At 34.2% G+C, this 19,312-nt stretch carries 19 protein-coding genes and 1 tRNA gene; 12 read left to right on the top strand and 8 right to left on the bottom strand.

Features of this window, described 5'->3' with window-relative positions; genetic code table 11:
* The first annotated feature begins 86 nt into the window (after window positions 1-86).
* On the top strand, window positions 87-524 hold the full coding sequence (locus FZC37_RS01375; RefSeq protein ID WP_148951946.1) for a hypothetical protein: 438 nt from the start codon (window positions 87-89) through the stop codon (window positions 522-524).
* Here FZC37_RS01375 and rmuC read toward each other — a convergent pair.
* Window positions 521-1,777 (bottom strand): DNA recombination protein RmuC, encoded by a 1,257-nt coding sequence (gene rmuC, locus FZC37_RS01380; protein ID WP_148951947.1) that lies wholly within the window; start codon window positions 1,775-1,777, stop codon window positions 521-523. The two genes, FZC37_RS01375 and rmuC, sit on opposite strands and share 4 nt — an antisense overlap.
* 28 nt (window positions 1,778-1,805) lie before the next feature.
* Window positions 1,806-2,234, bottom strand: coding sequence for a ribonuclease HI (gene rnhA, locus FZC37_RS01385; protein WP_148951948.1), 429 nt, complete (start codon window positions 2,232-2,234; stop codon window positions 1,806-1,808).
* 464 nt (window positions 2,235-2,698) lie between these two features.
* Here rnhA and FZC37_RS01390 point away from each other — a divergent pair, with 464 nt between their 5' ends.
* Window positions 2,699-3,826, top strand: a complete 1,128-nt coding sequence (locus tag FZC37_RS01390) for an acyl-CoA desaturase (protein ID WP_216363356.1) — start codon at window positions 2,699-2,701, stop codon at window positions 3,824-3,826.
* Between the two features lie 37 nt (window positions 3,827-3,863).
* Here FZC37_RS01390 and FZC37_RS01395 read toward each other — a convergent pair whose 3' ends face one another.
* Window positions 3,864-5,081, bottom strand: coding sequence for an aspartate kinase (locus FZC37_RS01395; protein ID WP_148951950.1), 1,218 nt, complete (start codon window positions 5,079-5,081; stop codon window positions 3,864-3,866).
* Between the two features lie 182 nt (window positions 5,082-5,263).
* Between FZC37_RS01395 and FZC37_RS01400 the strand changes: the two genes are divergently transcribed.
* Together FZC37_RS01400 and tsaB are read left to right on the top strand one after the other, a co-directional pair.
* Complete coding sequence (locus FZC37_RS01400; RefSeq protein WP_172619329.1) at window positions 5,264-6,589, top strand: signal recognition particle protein; 1,326 nt, start codon at window positions 5,264-5,266, stop codon at window positions 6,587-6,589.
* A gap of 22 nt (window positions 6,590-6,611) precedes the next feature.
* On the top strand, window positions 6,612-7,286 hold the full coding sequence (gene tsaB / locus FZC37_RS01405; RefSeq protein ID WP_148951952.1) for a tRNA (adenosine(37)-N6)-threonylcarbamoyltransferase complex dimerization subunit type 1 TsaB: 675 nt from the start codon (window positions 6,612-6,614) through the stop codon (window positions 7,284-7,286).
* On the opposite strand, the gene lepA is transcribed toward tsaB, so the two are convergent.
* From lepA to FZC37_RS01420, 3 genes are read right to left on the bottom strand one after another with little or no spacing between them, the layout of a single operon-like run.
* Window positions 7,287-9,080 carry a translation elongation factor 4 gene (gene lepA / locus FZC37_RS01410; RefSeq protein WP_148951953.1) on the bottom strand — a complete coding sequence of 598 codons (1,794 nt, stop codon included), beginning with the start codon at window positions 9,078-9,080 and terminating at the stop codon, window positions 7,287-7,289.
* A gap of 30 nt (window positions 9,081-9,110) precedes the next feature.
* Window positions 9,111-11,105, bottom strand: a complete 1,995-nt coding sequence (locus FZC37_RS01415) for an acetyl-CoA carboxylase biotin carboxylase subunit (RefSeq protein ID WP_148951954.1) — start codon at window positions 11,103-11,105, stop codon at window positions 9,111-9,113.
* Window positions 11,106-11,131: 26 nt separating this feature from the next.
* Entirely contained in the window at window positions 11,132-12,652 is a 1,521-nt protein-coding gene (locus tag FZC37_RS01420) for an acyl-CoA carboxylase subunit beta (RefSeq protein WP_246120992.1), read from the bottom strand.
* Window positions 12,653-12,910: 258 nt separating this feature from the next.
* On the opposite strand from FZC37_RS01420, the gene FZC37_RS01425 reads away from it, so the two are divergent.
* Window positions 12,911-12,985, top strand: a tRNA-Arg gene (locus FZC37_RS01425).
* A 24-nt stretch (window positions 12,986-13,009) separates the two neighbouring features.
* On the opposite strand, the gene rimM is transcribed toward FZC37_RS01425, so the two are convergent.
* Window positions 13,010-13,513 (bottom strand): ribosome maturation factor RimM, encoded by a 504-nt coding sequence (rimM, locus tag FZC37_RS01430; RefSeq protein ID WP_148951956.1) that lies wholly within the window; start codon window positions 13,511-13,513, stop codon window positions 13,010-13,012.
* Between the two features lie 173 nt (window positions 13,514-13,686).
* Here rimM and dksA point away from each other — a divergent pair, with 173 nt between their 5' ends.
* The 3 genes from dksA (at window position 13,687) to FZC37_RS01445 (ending at window position 15,565) form a co-directional block, all read left to right on the top strand.
* Complete coding sequence (dksA, locus tag FZC37_RS01435) at window positions 13,687-14,121, top strand: RNA polymerase-binding protein DksA (protein ID WP_148951957.1); 435 nt, start codon at window positions 13,687-13,689, stop codon at window positions 14,119-14,121.
* 64 nt (window positions 14,122-14,185) lie between these two features.
* A complete protein-coding gene (locus tag FZC37_RS01440) occupies window positions 14,186-14,899 on the top strand; it encodes a flagellar biosynthetic protein FliR (RefSeq protein ID WP_148951958.1) in 714 nt (237 codons plus the stop codon).
* A 21-nt stretch (window positions 14,900-14,920) separates the two neighbouring features.
* Window positions 14,921-15,565: a phosphatase PAP2 family protein gene (locus FZC37_RS01445; protein WP_148951959.1), complete on the top strand. Its 645-nt coding sequence runs from the start codon at window positions 14,921-14,923 to the stop codon at window positions 15,563-15,565.
* Between the two features lie 12 nt (window positions 15,566-15,577).
* Here FZC37_RS01445 and FZC37_RS01450 read toward each other — a convergent pair whose 3' ends face one another.
* Window positions 15,578-16,594: a hypothetical protein gene (locus FZC37_RS01450; RefSeq protein WP_172619330.1), complete on the bottom strand. Its 1,017-nt coding sequence runs from the start codon at window positions 16,592-16,594 to the stop codon at window positions 15,578-15,580.
* A gap of 306 nt (window positions 16,595-16,900) precedes the next feature.
* Here FZC37_RS01450 and xseB point away from each other — a divergent pair, with 306 nt between their 5' ends.
* Genes xseB through FZC37_RS01475 form a run of 4 tightly spaced genes read left to right on the top strand, consistent with a single transcriptional unit; the run spans window position 16,901 to window position 19,260 of the window.
* Window positions 16,901-17,158 carry an exodeoxyribonuclease VII small subunit gene (gene xseB, locus FZC37_RS01460; protein WP_148951962.1) on the top strand — a complete coding sequence of 86 codons (258 nt, stop codon included), beginning with the start codon at window positions 16,901-16,903 and terminating at the stop codon, window positions 17,156-17,158.
* A 29-nt stretch (window positions 17,159-17,187) separates the two neighbouring features.
* Window positions 17,188-17,637, top strand: a complete 450-nt coding sequence (locus FZC37_RS01465) for a nucleoside deaminase (RefSeq protein WP_216363358.1) — start codon at window positions 17,188-17,190, stop codon at window positions 17,635-17,637.
* Between the two features lie 29 nt (window positions 17,638-17,666).
* Complete coding sequence (locus FZC37_RS01470) at window positions 17,667-18,533, top strand: motility-associated protein (protein WP_148951963.1); 867 nt, start codon at window positions 17,667-17,669, stop codon at window positions 18,531-18,533.
* Window positions 18,534-18,567: 34 nt separating this feature from the next.
* The gene (locus FZC37_RS01475) at window positions 18,568-19,260 is read left to right on the top strand and encodes a flagellar motor protein MotB (protein WP_148951964.1); all 693 of its coding nucleotides are present in this window, start codon (window positions 18,568-18,570) and stop codon (window positions 19,258-19,260) included.
* Window positions 19,261-19,312: the final 52 nt, after the last annotated feature.

Genomic DNA, 19,312 nt, shown 5'->3' on the forward strand with positions numbered 1-19,312 from the left:
AAGATTTGTAACTAGAAGCTATTAGTGCAAGAAGCCAATTGTTGTAGTCTGCTTATACATAATTGCTAAACAATAAAGGTATTTTTATGTTAACGTTATTTGCTTCTCTTATAGGTTTTTTTGGATCTATCTTTCCAGAAATAATAAAACTTTTTCGCGAAAAGTCAGACAAAGCGCATGAGTTGAAAATTTTAGAGAAGCAAATGGAATATAATAATATGTCCATTGCTCATTTGGCAGAGATAGAAAGTGATATTGCGAGCAACAATATTTTGTACAAGACGTACAAAACAAATATATTGTGGATAGATGCTTTGAATGGAACAGTAAGACCAGTACTTGCTTACGGTTTTTTTATTATCTATGCGTGGATGAAGATACGACAAAGTGTAATAGCATCACATCTTTCCCTCTTAGGGCAAGTTGGTCTTTTGTGGACTGAGAACGATCAAGCTATCTTTGCAGGTATTATAAGCTTTTATTTTGGACAAAGGACCTTCAGCAAGCTTCGTAAATCTTTTTAACTGTGCAAATTGTTTATATTAACAGGAAGGTAGCGCGTTGGCGTGGTTTTTGTTATAGCGCTTGGTTTTTTAGACTGTATTCCAAATTGTGCGAGTCTTTCTACAGACTTGGATAAGTTTTTGTTAAAGATGGAAGATAGTCTATCGTAATTATTGCATAAATTGCTAATGTTACTTCCTATTTTGTTTCCCTGTTCAGCTACATCAGAGATGGAATTGAGCATTGTGCTAACTTCATTCAGTATCGCGTTATAGCTCAAGATTTGTTTATTTTCTGCTATTTGGCGTTTTACTATGTACAACATATTCATCAGTCCGGTGGGGCCAACCGGAAAGATATTTGCATTCCAAGCACGTGGTAAAAAGCTGTTATCTAAAGAATTTATTCTTTCCACAAGAGATTCTGTGTGTAAAAACATTAGCGTTATTACGTTTTTGCAAGATATTTTGTCGTCTGTCATATTGTTACGCAATGCTTTGTCGTACCCTTTTCCAGACAATGATTTTAGGTGTCTATTTAATGATTTAACCAATAGTTCGTCTTTATTATCTGTTTCATTATCTTGTTTATTTAAGTTAAGTAACTTTGAGGCTTTTGCGTCTACTATCATAAAATTGTTATTTGGCAAAAATATTACAACGTCTGGTCTATAGATTTTATCAGCATCTTTTAGAGTATATTGAGTTTTGAAATCTATATCAGGATTCAGTCCAGAAGATGATAATATGTTTAATAATGTTATTTCTGTTAGATTGCAGGAATATGTGGGAGATAATAAGGAAAGTTTCAAATCTTCTATAAAGGTTCCTGATTTTTCTACTTCTTTTTCAAGAGTTGAGATATGCCCTAGAAGTTTTTGGACTTCATTTTTTAGCTCTTGTGTCGTTTTGGAGATTTTTTGATCATACTGTATTTGAGAAGTTTTTGTTTCGTGTTGATGTGCGCTTAATAATTTCGTTGTCAGTTTTGTGCATAACTCTGCTAATGTATTTTCTGTGGATTGTAATAAAGCTTTGCTTACTTCAGCTTCGGAGGAAAATTTCTCTTTATAAAGTTGTAATGTTGTGGAAAGATGCTGAATTTTTTCTAGATTTTCTAATTTTTCTGTATTCAAAATTTCAATCCTTTCTTGATATTTTGACGTGTCCGAAGAAAGTGATTTGATAGAAGCTCTCGAGTATAACAACGCAATTATCAATGCCACTGTTGTAATTGATAATAAAAATAAAGAAGGGGATAATATGTATGTCATCAGGAAAATATGTAACTAATCTGGAGGTTTAAATTCGTTTTGCCAATGTTGCTAGCGAATCTGCTATTTCGTTTCCTACATTGCCTGCATGCGCTTTAACGAGCTTCCAGGTTATTTTATGTATTTTTATGTACTCATAAATTTCCTTCCACATATCTAAATTTTTTATAATAGCCTTGTTACTAGTTTTCCAGTTAGATTTTTCCCATTTGTAAATCCATTGTGAGGCACCAAGCTGCAAATATTGACTGTCTGTATAAATTGTTATGGTAGATGGTGTTTTTAGCAATCTCAGTGTCTTTATTGCTGCCATCATTTCCATTTGATTGTTTGTTGTATGAGGGTGAGAGCCTTTTAGGAATTTGCCTATTGTTCCAAATAAGATAAAAACCCCCCATCCTCCTGGCCCAGGATTATGAGAACAAGCTCCGTCTGTATAAGCTATTATTTCATCCATTCTTATTACATTTTCTATTTCTGAATTTTTCTAATGATAATACGATATCTTTGTACGGAATTATATTTTTTGTATTATTTACTTTTTCTTTACTGAAATGAGTATTGTTTCTTCAATCCTAGGTTGGGATAATATGTTTCTATGGCATCAACGTTTTGTAAGAAAAAGTGAAGCTCACCATATTGATTTCTTATTGTTGAATTTTTGCATCAAAAAAGCCTATTGTACAGGTTTTTTAGATAAAAATTTTGGTAAAACTAATTTTGTATCTTTACTGTTTTGTTTGTATATTTATATACAATTTTTATTCTTATAGACGTATAATCTGGTAGTTGTAGAGAGTGTTGTGTTATGCTAGAATGAGGGGCTAATAACCAAGAAAATAGACGGTAATGTTAAACATTTATTCCAGAATTAAAGCGTACATAAAGGATTTGTATATTCCTGCTGTGTTTATATTGCTCGTGTATCCAGTTTTGCTTTTTTTTGCCGCTTTTTTTTATATCAAGTCTTTTGGTTTTGGACTGTTTGAGTGTCTGCTCGCTATTTGCAGTTATTATGTTATCAATATTACTGTTGGAATTGGTTTGCATAGACTGTGGGCTCATAATACTTATACTGTCAACAAAGTAGTAGAATACATTCTGGCTTTTTTTGCTTCAGCAACCCTACAAGGCCCTATATTGAAATGGTCTTCTGATCACGCTAAACATCATGCCTATACTGACACAGACAAAGATCCTCATTCTCCTAGTAACTTTGGTGGAGGTGTTAGAGGGTTTTTATGGTCTCATATAGGCTGGATGCTTGTGAAAGATAGTGTGAATGCAAGTTTTGATAAAGGAGTCTTGAAAAGATTAGGGCGTAATAAAATTGTCGTTTTTCAGTTTAAGCACTATCTTAGTTTAGCAGTGTTCACGAATAGCGTTTTTCCTGCTATGTTAGGTTTTTTAAGTGATATGTCGATAAAAGGCGTACTTGCTGGTTTCATATTTTGTGGTATAGGTAGAGCTTTACAGCAGCATGCTACTTTTTGTGTAAATTCTGCCTTGCATTACTTTGGGGATAAAACGTATGACGACAGTACTGCCGGAGATATGCCATTCATGGCTATCTTTCTTTTAGGTGAGAATTGGCATAATTTTCATCATGCCTTCCCTTCAGATTATCGAAATGGAGTAAAGTGGTATCATTTTGATGTTCATAAGTGGATTATTTGGTCCTTATGTAAGATTGGTTTGGCTAGAAATTTGAGTAGAGCTTCGGATGTGCGTATTTTCGCCAAAAGAAAAGCTATTATGTCATCTTATCTTGAGAATAAATTGAAAGATTGGAAATCTTTGCAAGATGCAGTGGAGTCTTGGAAGAATGTAGCCTCAGATAAGGCTAGGAAAAAGGTTTTTGAAAGTTACGATTTTTACAATTCACGCTTAGCTTCGTTGTCTTTTAAGATAAAAAATATGATGGAATCTCAAGAATTATCCAAGAAGGTTGTTCAAGAAATGAGTCATCTTTTAGACATTTTTGAAAAAGAGTTTGAAATTTTAAGAAGGAATGTGAGTACAATTTGCGTTACAGATACGCTTATTTAATCAATAGGGTGTTGTATTTGTGACTTTAATGTATCCTTCACGTATCAATTTTTTTGTTTCCCTTTTCTATAAGTTCTTGGTGTAATTTTTTTGTTACAGAGTTGGCTTTTGCCAATGGTACTGTGATACGGATTTTCCTTGTCTCTATAGTGAACTTTTGGGGTGTAATTTGTAAATTTTTTAGTATTACTATAACTTTATTGCAGAAGGTGTGGTTATCTAAGTACCATCCTATTATGGTAATCTGAGCAAAATCTGAGATGGATTCGTACTTTTTTGCAAAGGTTTTTATCGATCTGTCGATCTGTGTTTTTGAGGTTATGGGAGCATCAAATTTACATATAAAGCACTGTGCGTCTATTTCTAAATTTGTTAAAGCAATGCTTTTTAGTTTGACAAAGAGTTTTGTTACTACATCAAAGTTATCTAAGTGGACAGAGTAGGACACAATATCATTTTTTAATATTACACATAGTGCTTCTGGATTTTCCATTCTCTTATTTTTTGTTTTTGTTTCTATTATGTTTGTCCATTGCTCCGCATTTTTATGTGAGTGTAAAATTCTTAGCGGTACTTTATATTTTTCAGATATTTTAATAGACTTGCTATCTAATACCTTTGCCCCTGATTGAGCTATATCTAGCATCATTTCATGTGTTATTACATCGATATGTTGAGCAGATTTTACCAATCTTGGGTCTGCGGAAAACACACCTTGTACGTCTGTATATATTTCACATACATTGGCTTGTAAGGCTGCTGCTATTGCTACTGCTGTCGTGTCTGATCCTCCTCTTCCTAAGGTTGTAACTATGTTGTTATTAGTGATACCTTGAAATCCTGTCACAATTGGGACGATACCTTGTTGTAATAGACTGATCAGTTTATTTGTGTCTACTGCTATAATTTTGGCGTTATTGTAATCTTCTGTAGTTTTTATAGCTACTTGCCATCCTTGTAGTGTAATTGCTTTTTTTTGTTGCTGATTTAAGGCCATAGCCAGCATTGCAGCAGACAAAGTTTCACAACTGCTAAGTGCTACATCATATGCTTGCATTTGCAAGTTGTTTGAAACAGTTCCAAAGGCATTGCACTTTAAAATTGTGTCATTTGTTGAGCCTCCCATTGCAGATACTACAACTACTACATTGCTGTTTTGGAGACTTGTTGCTATTTTTTTTGCTACTCGTTTAATTCTAGTCAATGTAGATAGTGACGTTCCTCCAAACTTTTGTATTATTAAAGTCTTTTTCATCTACTCGTATCGATACATTTATTTTGCGAATTTACGACGAAAGACATGAATAAACAGCCGTTAGATCATAGCAGTTTTTTATATTATGGTCAGGTGTTTTTTACATTTACTTATAAGTGGTGACTAAAAAAATAAATTATGATATCTTTCCATTGTTTTGACTTATAAGGTTTTTATTGTTCGTGTTTAAATTTCTCACTACACAATTAGTCAGCTCAATAGCTAGTTTTATCAAGCGCGGCAAAGTTTCTCAAGGTGATTTAGATGTCTTATTACTCGATATTGAAAATATCTTACTCGAATGTGATGTTGCCTTAGATGTTGCCGAATATCTTATTGCACAAATAAAAAATAAATGTCTTGAGAGCAATTTATTGAAAAAGAGTGATATTGCTACCGAATTAAGAAAAATTTTTCGTGAAGAATTGATTTTACTTTTATCAGACGGTGAAGAAAGGAAATGGGGGCAAAGAGTCGGAAAAATGTCAATTTTTTTAGTTGGACCGCAGGGCTCTGGAAAGACAACAACAGCAGCGAAGTTGGCTTTGTATTTGAAAAATTTAGGAAAAAGTGTGTTATTAGTATCACTTGATGTTTACAGACCTGCTGCCAGAGAGCAACTTAATTTATTAGCGAAAGACATATCTGTAGACTGCTTTGAGTATAAAGGCAGATATATCCACGATATTGAAAATAATGCTACAGAAAAATCTAAGGGTTATGATGTAGTCTTATATGATACTGCTGGATGTAGTTCGTCAGATATAGATATGATGAACGAAATACAAAAGTTATGCAGGCGCGTTTGTCCAACAGATATTATTTTTGTTGCTGATTCTATGATGGGTCAGAGTGCTGTGAAGGTAAGTAAAGGTTTTTTAGACTATATGAACATTACTGGTAGTATTTTAACCAAATCTGATAGTGATACGAGAGGTGGTGCTATCCTTAGTATTAGATATACAACCGGTAAACCATTGTTATTTTTTGGTACAGGAGAAAAGCTGCAAGATTTAGAGAAATTTAATGCTGATAGTGTTGCTGCGCGTATTTTAGATATGGGAGATATTGATTCATTGTGGCAAAAAGCTCAAAATACTCTTGGAAACAATGCAATAGAAAAGGGAACAAAAAAATTGCTATCTGGTGTGTTTACTTTGGAAGATTATGTAGAACATATAGCAAATATCAAAAAAATGGGTGGTGCGAAAAAGCTGGCTAGTTTTCTTCCAGGAGCAAGTAGTAGAGCTGCTGAGGTATCTCTTGAAGAAGGTATATTATCCAAACATACCGCCATTGTATCGTCTATGACTAAGAAAGAAAGAGTATCTCCGGCTATTTTGAATGCTTCTAGAAAAAGGCGTATAGCAGAAGGTGCTGGTGTATCTGTACGTGATGTTAATCAGTTGCTAGAAAAATTTTCTCATATGTCTAGCTTGATTAAAAACATATCTTCTAACCCTGCTCATTTTTTAAAAAACGTGCAAAGTTTTTTAGGAAAAAAGTAGTTGTTCTTCAACTTTGGTTTAGATGTATATATTAAGTTTTGATACCACAGGAAGTTTTTGTTCTGTTGCTTTATATAAAAATAAAACAGTCTTAGCCTCTGAGTATAATATTGTTTCGGGATCTCAATCTGAGAGTCTCATTCCTATGATACAAAGGATTTTAAGTAAAGTAGGGCTATCAATTAAAGATTTACATTATGTTGCTGTTACAAATGGACCAGGTAGTTTTACAGGTATACGGGTTGGATTATCTGCAGCTCAGGCATTTTGTGTAAGCTATAATGTTATTCCTTGCGTTATAAATACTTTCGAATTATACAACTACAGGATAGCATCTCAGGTAGGTGATGGTGTTCATTGTGGTATTGTTGTACTACTTGCTTATTCGAAGCGTTTTTACGTACAAGTTTTTGACTATCTGAAATGCACGAAATCAAGCTATATGCTTTTGGATATTGATGAGGTGCAAACGTTATTATTAAAGCAAAGAGGCATTACAGCTGTTTCTGGTACTGGACTATCTTACTTTCAACAACTTTTTTTGTTAGAAAAATATGTATTTTTGCCTAGATACATTCATTCAAGGTTATTAGCTGAATTGGCATTTGAAAAAATATCTAAAGGGGGTTTTGAGAAAAACCTATCTCCTTTGTATATCCAGGAGCCAAGTATCAATAACAAAAAAGGATTAGTATAGCTACTCGATTTTCAATGCATCTATAAATACAGATTTTGGAAGATTTACATTTCCTACGAGTTTCATTTTCTTTTTACCTTCCTTTTGTTTTTCTAACAGTTTTCGTTTTCTAGATATATCCCCTCCATAACATTTTGCTAAAACATTTTTGCGTAACGGTTTTACTGTTTCTCTTGCTACTATTCTACTTCCTATTGATGCTTGTATTGCTATTGGAAAAAGATGTTGAGGTACAAGTTCCTTTAATTTTAAACAAAGTTCTCTACCTTTACTTTCTGCGTTGCTCTTGTGTACTATTGTGCATAGCGCATCTACATTTTCTCCGTTTAGTAAGATATTTAGCTTTACCAAATTTCCTATCTTATAGTCTGTGCTTTCCCAATCTAGGCTTGCATATCCTCTTGATAGGGCCTTAATTTTTCCATAGAAATTAACTATAATCTCTCCTAGAGGCAGTTCATATTCTATCATAGTACGTTTACCAATACATGATGTTGTAATTTGCCTACCTCTTTTTTCTTCGCATATTTGTATTATTTTTCCGACAAATTCTCCAGGTGTTATAATCGTAGCTTTCACCCAAGGTTCATGTATATTTTCTATTATGGATGTATCTGGCATTGCTGCTGGTTCATGTACATCTTTGTAAGATTTATCTTTGAGCATCACCTTGTATACAACGTTAGGAGCTGTGGTGATAATATCGATGTCAAATTCTCTTTGCAATCTATCTTGAATAACTTCTAAATGTAGAAAGCCTAGAAATCCGCATCTAAACCCCATGCCTAAGGCAGAGGAAGTTTGTTTTTCAAATTCTAGGCTAGAATCGTTTAGTGACAGTTTTTCTAATGATTCTTGTAATTTTGCAAACATCTGTTTTGTATGAGGGTAGATACCACAAAATACTACTGGACGTTGCCTTTTAAATCCTTCTAAAGGAATAATGTTTGGATAGTTGGCATCGCATATTGTATCTCCTACTTTGCATTCAGAGACTTGTTTTATCTTTGCTATTAAAAAGCCTATTTCTCCAGCATTAAGACTGTTTGTATAATGTTTTTTTGGAGAGAAGAAGCCTACCTTTTCTACTACGTATTCCTTACCTGAAGCCAGTACTTTGATTTTTGCACCTGTTGTTAAAGCACCTTGAAAAATTCTTACCAATGTTACAACTCCAAGATACTGATCATACCAGCTATCTATTATCAAGGCTTTTAGCGGTCCATCTTGAAATTTTGGAGATGGTAAAAATTCTACTATATGCTGTAATAATTTATCTATTCCTTCTCCTGTTTTTGCTGATATGTTTAAAGCATGTGAAGTATCAATTCCTATCACATCTTGTATTTGTTCTTTGACTTGTTCTGGTTCTGCAGATGCTAAATCTATTTTGTTTAAAATTGGCAAAATCTCGTGATTACTTTCTATAGCGCTGTATAAATGTGCTAAAGTTTGAGCTTGAATACCCTGTGAGGCATCTACTAGCAATATTGATCCTTCGCATGCCTTAAGAGATCTGCTAACCTCATACGAAAAATCTACATGTCCTGGTGTGTCAATAAGATTTAGTTGATAGATTGTTTTATCTGTGTGAGTGTAATTTAGTCTTACTGTTTGGGCCTTTATTGTTATTCCTTTTTCTTTCTCAAGAGGCATAGAGTCTAGCACTTGCGCTGTCATCTCTCTTTCACTAAGCCCTTCACACATGCTGATGAGCCTATCTGCAAGTGTTGATTTACCGTGATCTATGTGAGCTATTATTGCAAAATTTCTTATTAGAAAACCGTCTTGCATAATAGTAGTTAGTGATCCAATTTTTAAATTTTATTCGTATTCTACCAGTACCATACCGCAATTCATTTGATCTTTTGAATTAACATGTACTTTTTTTATAGTGCCATCATGTGGCGCCTTTATTATGTTCTCCATTTTCATTGATAAAGAGGTAATTAGGTCTTGCCCTTTCTTGACTTTTTGTCCTGCTTTAATTTTCACATCTACAATTTGACCGCTTAGAGGAGCTACTATTGTACCTTCTTTCTCTTTATCTGTATGCTTTATTATGTGTCTACTTAGTTCTGATACTCTAGGGGAGCATACATATGTGGTAGCAGTTACACCAGCATGTTTAAGTATATATCCTACTCTTGTTTTTTCTACTTTTACGTGTACTTTTTTTCCATTTACTTCGCAACTAAAAAGACCACTTCCTATTTGCCAATTACCTCTTACTGTAATCTTATTGGAGTCTTGTCTTATGTTATAGCCTTTATATACAGATTTTATTATAACAGGGAACAAAACATCATCTACACTCACTACCCATCTAGTTAGTATGTTATGTGATTGATCTTCTAGTCTTTCGCTGATTAAGCACATCCTTTTTTGTTCGGTGATGAATATATGTATAGTGGCTGCAACAAAAACTTGGAAAATTTCTGAAGTCAGGTTTGCTCCAGAAAATCCTTTAGGATATTCTTCCTCTATAAAGTTTGTATGTATATGGCCACTTTGGAATCTAGGGTGAGAAATTAACGCTTCTAGAAAACTTAAATTGTGACTTATCCCACTTATCACAAAGGAGCTTAATGCTTGCTGCATTTTGGTTATGGCATCCTTCCTGGTATTACCAAAAGCACACAATTTTGCTACTAAAGTATCATAGTACATACTTACTTCTTCACCCGCTTTTATACACGAATCTAATCTAATACTCGGCGAGGTAGGTGGGGGGGTGTATTCTGTTACTCTTCCACTAGATGGTAAAAATCCTCTTTCAGGATCTTCTGCGCATACCCTGCATTCTATTGCATGTCCTTGTATTGCAATATCTTTTTGCGAAAAAGATAATTTTTTTCCGGCTGCAATTTTGATCATTTCTTCTACTATATCGATACCGGTGACAAGTTCTGTTACAGGATGCTCAACCTGGAGTCTTGTATTCATTTCTAAAAAGTAGAACTGTTTATTCTTGTCCACCATAAATTCTACAGTTCCTGCAGAGTAATATCCGACTTTTTTTACTAATGATATGACTTGTTTGTACATTTTTTTCCTTATGCTTTCGTCTATAAATGTACTTGGAGCTTCTTCTATTACTTTTTGATGATGTCTTTGAATAGAACATTCTCTTTCACCCAGGCATACTGTATTGCCGTGCATATCAGCTAATACTTGTATCTCTATGTGTCTAGGTTGCTCGTGTATGAGTTTTTCTATAAACACCCTGTTATCATTAAAGCTATTATTAGCCTCAATTTTTGCAGCCTCAAAAGCAGATAGCATTTGTTGCTCGTTATTTATTATTCTCATACCTCTACCTCCTCCTCCTGCCACTGCTTTTACTATAACAGGAAATCCTATTTTTTTTGCTATTTTTATTGCTTCCTTTTCTGTTGCTATAGTACCTATATATCCTGGTACTGTATTCACTTTAGCTAAAGAAGCTATTTTTTTAGCGGATATTTTATCTCCCATTTTTAGTATCGCAGAAGCGCTAGGTCCTATGAGAGTTACTCCCTCTTGTTGTAATTGTTGCGCAAATTTAGCATTTTCTGATAAGAATCCATATCCTGGATGCACGGCTTGTGCTCCGCTGACTCTAACTGCAGATAATATGTTGGGTATAGATAAATAACTTTCTGTTGGTGGGGAGTTTCCTACAAATATAGCTTCATCAGCATATTTGACGTGCATGGCGTTATCATCTGCTTCAGAGTAGACAGTAACGGATTTGATATCCATTTTTTTTAGTGTTTTCATTATACGCAGAGCAACTTCTCCTCTATTTGCGACTAAAACCTTTTCAAAATATGGCATATTGGTACTATGTAAAATCTACTGTATTACAAAGGTATGTTACTGTGCTTTTTTTTAGGAAGTGTAACATGTTTGTTCCTTAAAAAGTTCAATGCTTTACAAATCTTTAGTCTTGTATGAGAAGGAGATATGATGTCATCTAGATATCCTCTTGATGCTGCTATAATCGGAGATGTGAACATGTCTTTGTATTCAGATATTTTTTTCTTTAATTCATCTGGATTATTAGCATATTTTCTAAAGATGATTTTCGCTGCACCTTCTGCTCCCATAACTGCAATTTCTGCATTATCCCATGCGTAGTTTATATCTCCTTTTAGGTGTTTGGAGCCCATAACTATGTACGCTCCTCCATATGCCTTTCGTGTGATAACAGTTATTTTTGGAACTGTTGCTTCGGCGTATGCAAACAGCAATTTTGCTCCGTGTTTTATAATACCATTTTTTTCTTGTGTTACTCCAGGCAAAAACCCAGGGACATCTACCAATGTTATAATAGGAATATTGAAAGAGTCGCAAAATCTGATAAATCTTGCTGCTTTTCTTGAGGCATGTATATCAAGACAACCTGCGGCTTCTAACGGCTGATTTGCTATACAGCCCACAGTTTTCCCTTCCATGCATCCAAACCCGACAATAATATTTTTAGCAAAATTTTCTTGTAGTTCAAAAAAATCCCCTTCATCTACTATGCGTGCGATAAGTTCTTTCATGTTGTATCCTTTGCTCGAATCTTGAGGAATTAAGGTATTGAGTGACATGTCTATTCTGTCTGCTGGATCGTGACATGGTCTTTGAGGCGGCTGATTATTTGCGGATAATGGCAAAAAAGTCATAAAACGTCTTATTTCTAGCAAAGCTTCTATATCGTTTTCAAAAGCCATATCTGATACTCCGTTAGCTGACTGTATTTTGCTACCTCCTAGTTCTTCTGCTGATGTATCTTCATTTGATACTGCTTTTACAACTTCAGGTCCTGTTACGAACATGTAAGATGTTTTTTTAACCATGAACGTAAAATCTGTAATTGCTGGTGAATACACAGCTCCTCCAGCACAGGGGCCTAAAATTAGAGAAATTTGAGGTATTAGACCAGATGCTATAACGTTTTGCTGAAAAATATCTCCATAGCTAGCAAGCGCATCTACGCCTTCTTGTATTCTTGCTCCACCAGAATCATTTAATCCTATAACAGGGGCCCTTGCTTTAATTGCACTTTCTATAAGAGAACAAATTTTCTTTCCGTGCATTTCTCCTAGTGATCCTCCTAACACTGTAAAATCTTGACTGTAAACAAAGACAGATCTGCCATAAATAGTCCCATGTCCTGTAATTACTCCATCGCCTTGATGAATTGTTTTATCCATGCCAAAATTATTGCACCTATGACGGACGAAAGTTCCCGTTTCTTCAAATGATTCATTATCAAGTAAAATATCCAGTCTTTCTCTAGCGGTTAATTTACCTTTTGCATGTTGAGATATAATTTTCGCTTGTATTTCAGAATTGACTGAATGCTTATTGATAAAGGTATCACGAGGAGGCATTGTCATTTTTCTTAAGAACTTATCTAGATTTAAACTGTCATTTTTTATGCTGTTTACTGCGAGATGGCAATTGTATCAGTGACAGATAGGTTTAGCAACATTTGCAAAGATTAAGGCTTTTGTCATTATATTTTTCAACTCAAATGTTATTGTTGTAAATTATATTTAACATGTTGTTCCATTAACATTTAGTGATGGAAGGTTGTTCTGTTAACCATTTAGTGACGGAAGATGTTTTTTGATTTATCCTTAAGCTGTGCGCTCGTAGCTCAATTGGATAGAGCACATGACTACGGATCATGAGGTTTAGGGGTTCAAGTCCTCTCGAGCGCGCTTTTTTGCAAGGTAATTAACTCTTTATGTCAAAGAAATTATATTTTCTTCGTGTAGCGTAATAATTCCATCTTTTATTTCTAGAATAAATATGTTTGAAAGTGGGCACATAATTGTCTTGTTATTGAGTGACAGTTCTAGTATGTCACCAGCTCCGAAATTGTGTACTGATACAACACTGCCTGTTATGTTACCCGATGGAGTGGTAACAGATTTTGAAAGCAAATCTTTTACATAGAACTCGTTTTCTTCAAGTTTTGGTATTTCTCTTTCTTTTATATAAATCTTTATTCCTTTAAATGGTATTGCGTCATTTTTTGTTTTGACAGCATCTATTTTGCATAGATGAGCTCCTTTTCGATCAGCAATTTTTTTTAATAATATTTGAGTTCCAGATTCTGTGTATAAATTGAAAGCAAAAATGTCACTAGTAAGATTTGATATAACGCGCACTAGTACATGTCCTTGTATTCCGTGTGTATTTGATATGTATGCTACATGTAAAAGCGTATTATTGATCGTTGTCATATTTGTTTGGTTTGAGATTACTCTTCATTTATGTTGAAAAGGGGTCTTCACAGAACTGTAATTTTATACATAATAGTATTTCTTGTTGATTGATAAAAGTTATACTGAAGAATTAATTGCAGTACACTTTGTTTTATTTTGTAACAATCTTAATTTGTTAGGAGTATTTGAATATGACAGAAAAAGCAGAAAAAAAAGGTTATGTTCCTATTAATTTGCCAGAAGGGTATGAGCCTTCTGAATTAGAGGAGTACATGAACGATATGCAGAAGGAATATTTTTTTAGAAAATTACAGCAATGGAAAAAGGATCTTTACTCTGAATCAGAAGGCATTGTAGGAGATTTGACTAACGTTAGATTTGCAGATGCAGAATTAGGAGATAGAGTGAGTGGTGAGGCTCAGACATACTTCAGGTTGCGTCAAGCTCAAAGGTATAGAAAGCTGATTAAGAAAATAGACTATGCTATTGAAAGAATAGAGAATGGATCTTACGGCTATTGCGCAAAGACAGGAGAGGAAATAGGCCTTGAAAGGTTGAAGGCCAGGCCTGTTGCTACTTTGTCTATAGAAGCTCAAGAGAGACGAGAAAAAGATGAGAAAAGATAAAGTTAGAGTGCGATGCTCTATTGTTTTTACATGATAATAAGTCAAACTAGTTTAGCTATCTTGCATGAGCTTTTCGATTGATGTATTCATTGTCATCTTTGCTCGCATTTTTGGTATGATACTTTTGCTACCTGCTCTTGGAGGGCGCTCTGTTCCTGGTGTAGTAAAAGTATCTATTGCATTTTTTGTGTCGGTTATTTCTTATTCTTTACTTCAGATAAAGGTTGTCAATTTTCCTGTAACGCTTGTATGTGAGTTTTTTATAGGAATTTTTCTTGGCACTATATTTATGGTATGTTTTGAGTCAATAAGTGTTATTTCCTCTATAATTTCGAGTTGCGCTGGATTGTCTAACGCTTACTTATTCAGTTATGGTCTGTCTGAACAAATGAATGTTTTGTATAATTGCCTTTTCCTTGGCAGTATACTAGGGATTTTTGATTCAAATTTACATTTTTCTTTTTTAAAGGTTTTTTTGGATAGTTATAACAGTTTAGCGGTTGGAGCTGTGGTTAATCTTGGCCAATACTCAGAGGTTTTATTAAAGTGCTTGAGTAATAGTTTTATTGTTGCATTTAAAATATCTTCTTCTTTTTTAGTAGCCAATATTCTTATGATGTCATTTAGTGGCATTGTCGCGAGGTTGATACCTACATTTCACGTGTTTTTAATTTTAACACCTGCTCAAACTTGTGTTATGTTCCTGATTTTGAGCGTATCTTTTAGAAATATTTTTTCTCAGATAGTAAGTTTTATTCGAGATATAAATTTTGTTTAAGTTTTAGTTTTAAATTCGAATATGCTCAATATTAAAGAAAGTTTTATCTACTATGTATTGCAATACAATTTGAAGATATTTTCCTTTATAAACGGCTTTCTCTGTGAGAGTCGCACTTTTATTATTTTTAGTAAGACGTTAGCTGTTGTGTTTTGTGTGAAAACATTTGTTTGTCTTTTTTTTCTTGCTGCGATCTTCTCTATATTGTTTTTTAAGTTTCAGATTTGTATCGAGCCTAAACGTAAAAATGTCTACATCCAATTTTTCAACTTTTTTTGGAACCTTGGCGTTAATTTTACTATTTTTTTTGCTGTGTTTTATTGTGTGAAGTATTTTGCAGCTGTACCAAGGCCATACGTCTCTTCTACTCTTACTGAAGGTAATTTTCATAGTATGTCATCTTTTCCTAGTGCTCATGTTGGTCTTGTTACTTTATTAGCTTTACATTTTCGACTGTTACGTTCTTCTTTATCTGCTGTTTTTGTTATTTTGGTTATATTAATCGTGGCTATATCTAGAATAGCACTTTGCATGCATTACCCTATTGACGTTATAGCTGGAGCTGTTTTGGCGATTTTGTGTTACTTTTTGGGTAGAGTTGTGCAGAAACATTTGTTGCCGCTATGTAACAGGATTAGAATCATAGTGTATGACCTTGTATTTTAATTACATTGTAAATCATTTTTTATTTAGATAGAAAGCGCAAATGCCTGATATCACACATATCAAGCATGACAACATTATAGGAGAGTAAGGATTTTGTGTTGTTTCAAACAAAAAAAAGGCTGCAGGAGTGAAGTTTTTACCTAGTGTACTTCCTATCAAGTAGGAGAAACTAAATCCTACGAAAGTAGTATCTTCTGAAATTTTTTTTGATTTCTGAAAAGCCAAATTGCAAAACATGCATGAACAGATGGTCCCCATAAAGACTATAAGCATTCTTATTACTAATACAATAAAAATGCTGTGTGTTGCCATTGTTAATGGTACTAAGGCAATGCAGCAGATACAGATACAGAAAGGTAGTATTGCGGATATTTTTTTTACAAGTGTTATGCTTTTTTTGTACTGTATTAACGCTATAGAGAGCAGTAGATCAAATATCATAAAGGCTGCATTGTATTTCAGCATACAAGAGTATGTTATTTTACCTGTGAGCATTGGTATAAAACTATTAATGAAGACAAATGCAAAATAGTAAGTAAAGTGGTCGAAACTGTGCAGTATGCATATCTGAATGAATAAAGTGAAATTCTTTTTTATCTTTTGTAATACCAAAAATAAACTTCCTGTGTTTTGACGTTGATTCTCTGGTTCTTTTTTAATCAATGCTGCTAAAAGCACTCCTAGACCTTCCGGAAGTAATAACAGTGGCCAAAATTTTAGTAATACATCCCTGTGTATATTGTCTGTATACATTACGCAAAATGTTGCGGCTATTATTCCTACTAATGAGTATATTTGGTACGATAATAAGTGAGTTGTGTTGAACTTGTCTGTTTTTGTTGAAAGATTGTACGTTTTGATCAAAATCTTTGCTCCAGATCCGAAGAATGAGTGTGCTGTATATAAAACTGGAACAAGTAAAATTTGCAGAATAGAACAGTATATTACACTTACCGTAAGTATAGATGATACACTTGCGCCGAGTATTGCGTATCGTACTGCATTTTGGATGTTTTTCTTATCGGACATATTTGAAAAACATATAATCCCTAGCGGTTTTGCCAATGATCCAAATAGGTATAGTAGATATCCTTTTGCTATTGCGGAACTGCAGGTATGCTCCGGAAAACATAATGGACTGATTATAGGGATGGAGAAACTGTATACGAAAGAGGAGTAATGAGTTAGGCTATTGAATATTTGTAAGATTTTGGTGTTTTGCCTTCCTGATAAAGTTAGCATTTTGTTTCTTGTTGAAATTGGTGCGTGACTCTATGTCATCATGTATATTGTGTCAAGAAGTGGTACTCTAACAAGATTTAGATAATAGGTGTGATGGTTCAGAATAATGATTCTAACGATATTTCTCAACTGTCCTTTGAAGATTCGATGAAGGCTTTGGAGAAAATTGTAGCAAAGATTGATAGTGGTGAAGGTAGTCTAGAGGAGATGGTGTCTTCTTTTGAGATTGCTGTAAAACTTCATAGACATTGTACTATGAAGTTAGAACAAGCAAGGATGAAGATAGAAAAAGTGGTTAACGTGCAGGATAAGAAAGTGGAGGTTGAAAGTATGTCATGCGATGATGGATAGCTAAACTGTTAAAATTTTTTTGTTAAAACGTGGAAGAAAAATACATGAAAGCTGCGTTGAAAGAGGCACGCCGTGCTTTTGTATTAAATGAGGTTCCGGTTGGTGCTGTAATTGTAAATGAGGGTTCGATAATATCTAAGGCTCACAACGAGGTAGAAAAGCGTGGTTCTTGCTTTGCTCATGCTGAAGTTTTGGCCATTATGAAGGCAAATAAGATAATGAATTCTAAATATTTGAGACAATGTGATTTGTACGTTACATTAGAGCCTTGCTGTATGTGTGTATCTTTGATATCGTCTTCCAGAATAAGGAAGGTTATATATGGAGCCTGTGATGAGAAATATGGGGCACTTAATTATGGCGTAGAGTTTTTTTTTCGTGCCCAGGCTGCTTACCATAGGCCAAATGATCTTTTTGGAGGCATCTTTGAAAAGGACTCTCGTGCCTTGTTGAAAAAGTTTTTTCAACTAAAACGATAGAATATTTTAAATTTCACATAAAAAACATAATGTTGTTACCTTTTGGCTTATTGCTTGCTTTATGCTCTGTTTTATTTGGATATTATTTTGCTGGAGGAGAGCCACGTTTATTGTGGCAGCCTTATGAATTTGTGATTATTGCTGGATCTGGTATAGGTTCTGTTATCGTAAGTTTTCCTATGAAGGTTTGTTTCAAGGCCTTGCGTTCTATCATGGCTCTTGTTCATCCTTCGTTGCCGGGTAAACGTGCTAGTCTAGAAATAGTAGGTTTGATGTTTAATTTATCAAAATTATTGAGAGCAAAAGGTGTGTCTAGTATCGAAAAACACATAGATGCTCCCGAAATGAGTCCTATTTTTCAAAAGGCACCATTTTTATTATCTGATAAACGTGGTCTTGAAGTTATATGTGATGGATTGAGATTACTAACGTTCGGTATTACTCAGGCTGATGTTGTGGAAGCTGCTATATCTAAGCAAATATCGGTATATGATGAAGAAGAAAGGTCTAGTGCGGATTTTTATCTGCAGTTGGCAGATGCTTTGCCTGCTATCGGTATCATAGCTGCAGTTCTTGGAGTGATTATTGCTATGAAACACGTTGGAGCGTCCCCCGAGATTTTAGGTGGTAAAATTGCAGCTGCGCTTGTTGGAACTTTTTTGGGGATATTTTTATCGTACATTATAGTTGCACCTGTTGGGCATTTTTTGCATTCTAGAGCTACATTACGGGTTAGATTTTTTCAATTGATATTAAAAGGTGTAGTACTTTACCTAGAAGGTCACGCACCTGTTGTTATAGCTGAATTAGTTAGAGGTTCTATGGCAGATAATGTTCGTCCTACTTTTTCTCAGTCGGAAAAGTATATTCAAGAAAATTCAGTGAAAATTTCATAGTAATTACTTTTATATAAATACAAATAGGTCAAATATGAGAAAGAATAAAGGGACATGGAAGGTTGCTTATGCAGACTTTGTGACTGCAATGATGATTTTTTTCCTTTTAATGTGGCTCGTGAGTAATATTGGTAAGGAAGATTTGAAAAAGGTGTCGGAGTACTTTTCTCAGCAGCAAGATGAAAGTGCTGCATCTGCAGATAATAAGGAATTATTAAGTGAACAATCTGTGCGTGATAATCATGGTAGTACTAAATCGCTGAGAATTTTACTACAAAGCTTGCAATCTAGTGATTTGGCTAAAGAATTTTCCGATAACATAGAGATATATTGGAATAATGGAGTTGTCATAGATCTCAAGAATTCTAAAAAAAGGCCATTATTTTTTGCCAAAAACGATAAGTTATATCCTTGTGCTATTGATGTGATATATAAAGTTGCGAGTTTGGTTAAAGATCATGGTAAGTACTTTGTGATAGAAGGTAATGCCGCTTCTCATAGTGATTATGATGCTTGGGATTTATCATTTAGAAGGGCTAATAAAGTGAGGGAAGTGTTATTGTCTAGGGTGAATAAAGGACAGGTTTTGAAGGTTGTTGGTAACGGTGATAAAGATTTACTTGATCCTCATGATGTGTTAAATCCTATAAATACCAGAGTTTCTCTTATAGTGTTAGACGAGTTAAGTATTAATAAACGCCATGCTAGCATGCCCCCTGGTATTTAATTGCATCAGTTCTTTTTGTAAATAAAATTATAAATTTTGTTAAAAATTTTTG

The organism is Candidatus Sneabacter namystus (genome assembly GCF_008189685.1).
In the GTDB taxonomy this organism is placed as follows: Bacteria; Pseudomonadota; Alphaproteobacteria; order Rickettsiales; family Rickettsiaceae; genus Sneabacter; species Sneabacter namystus.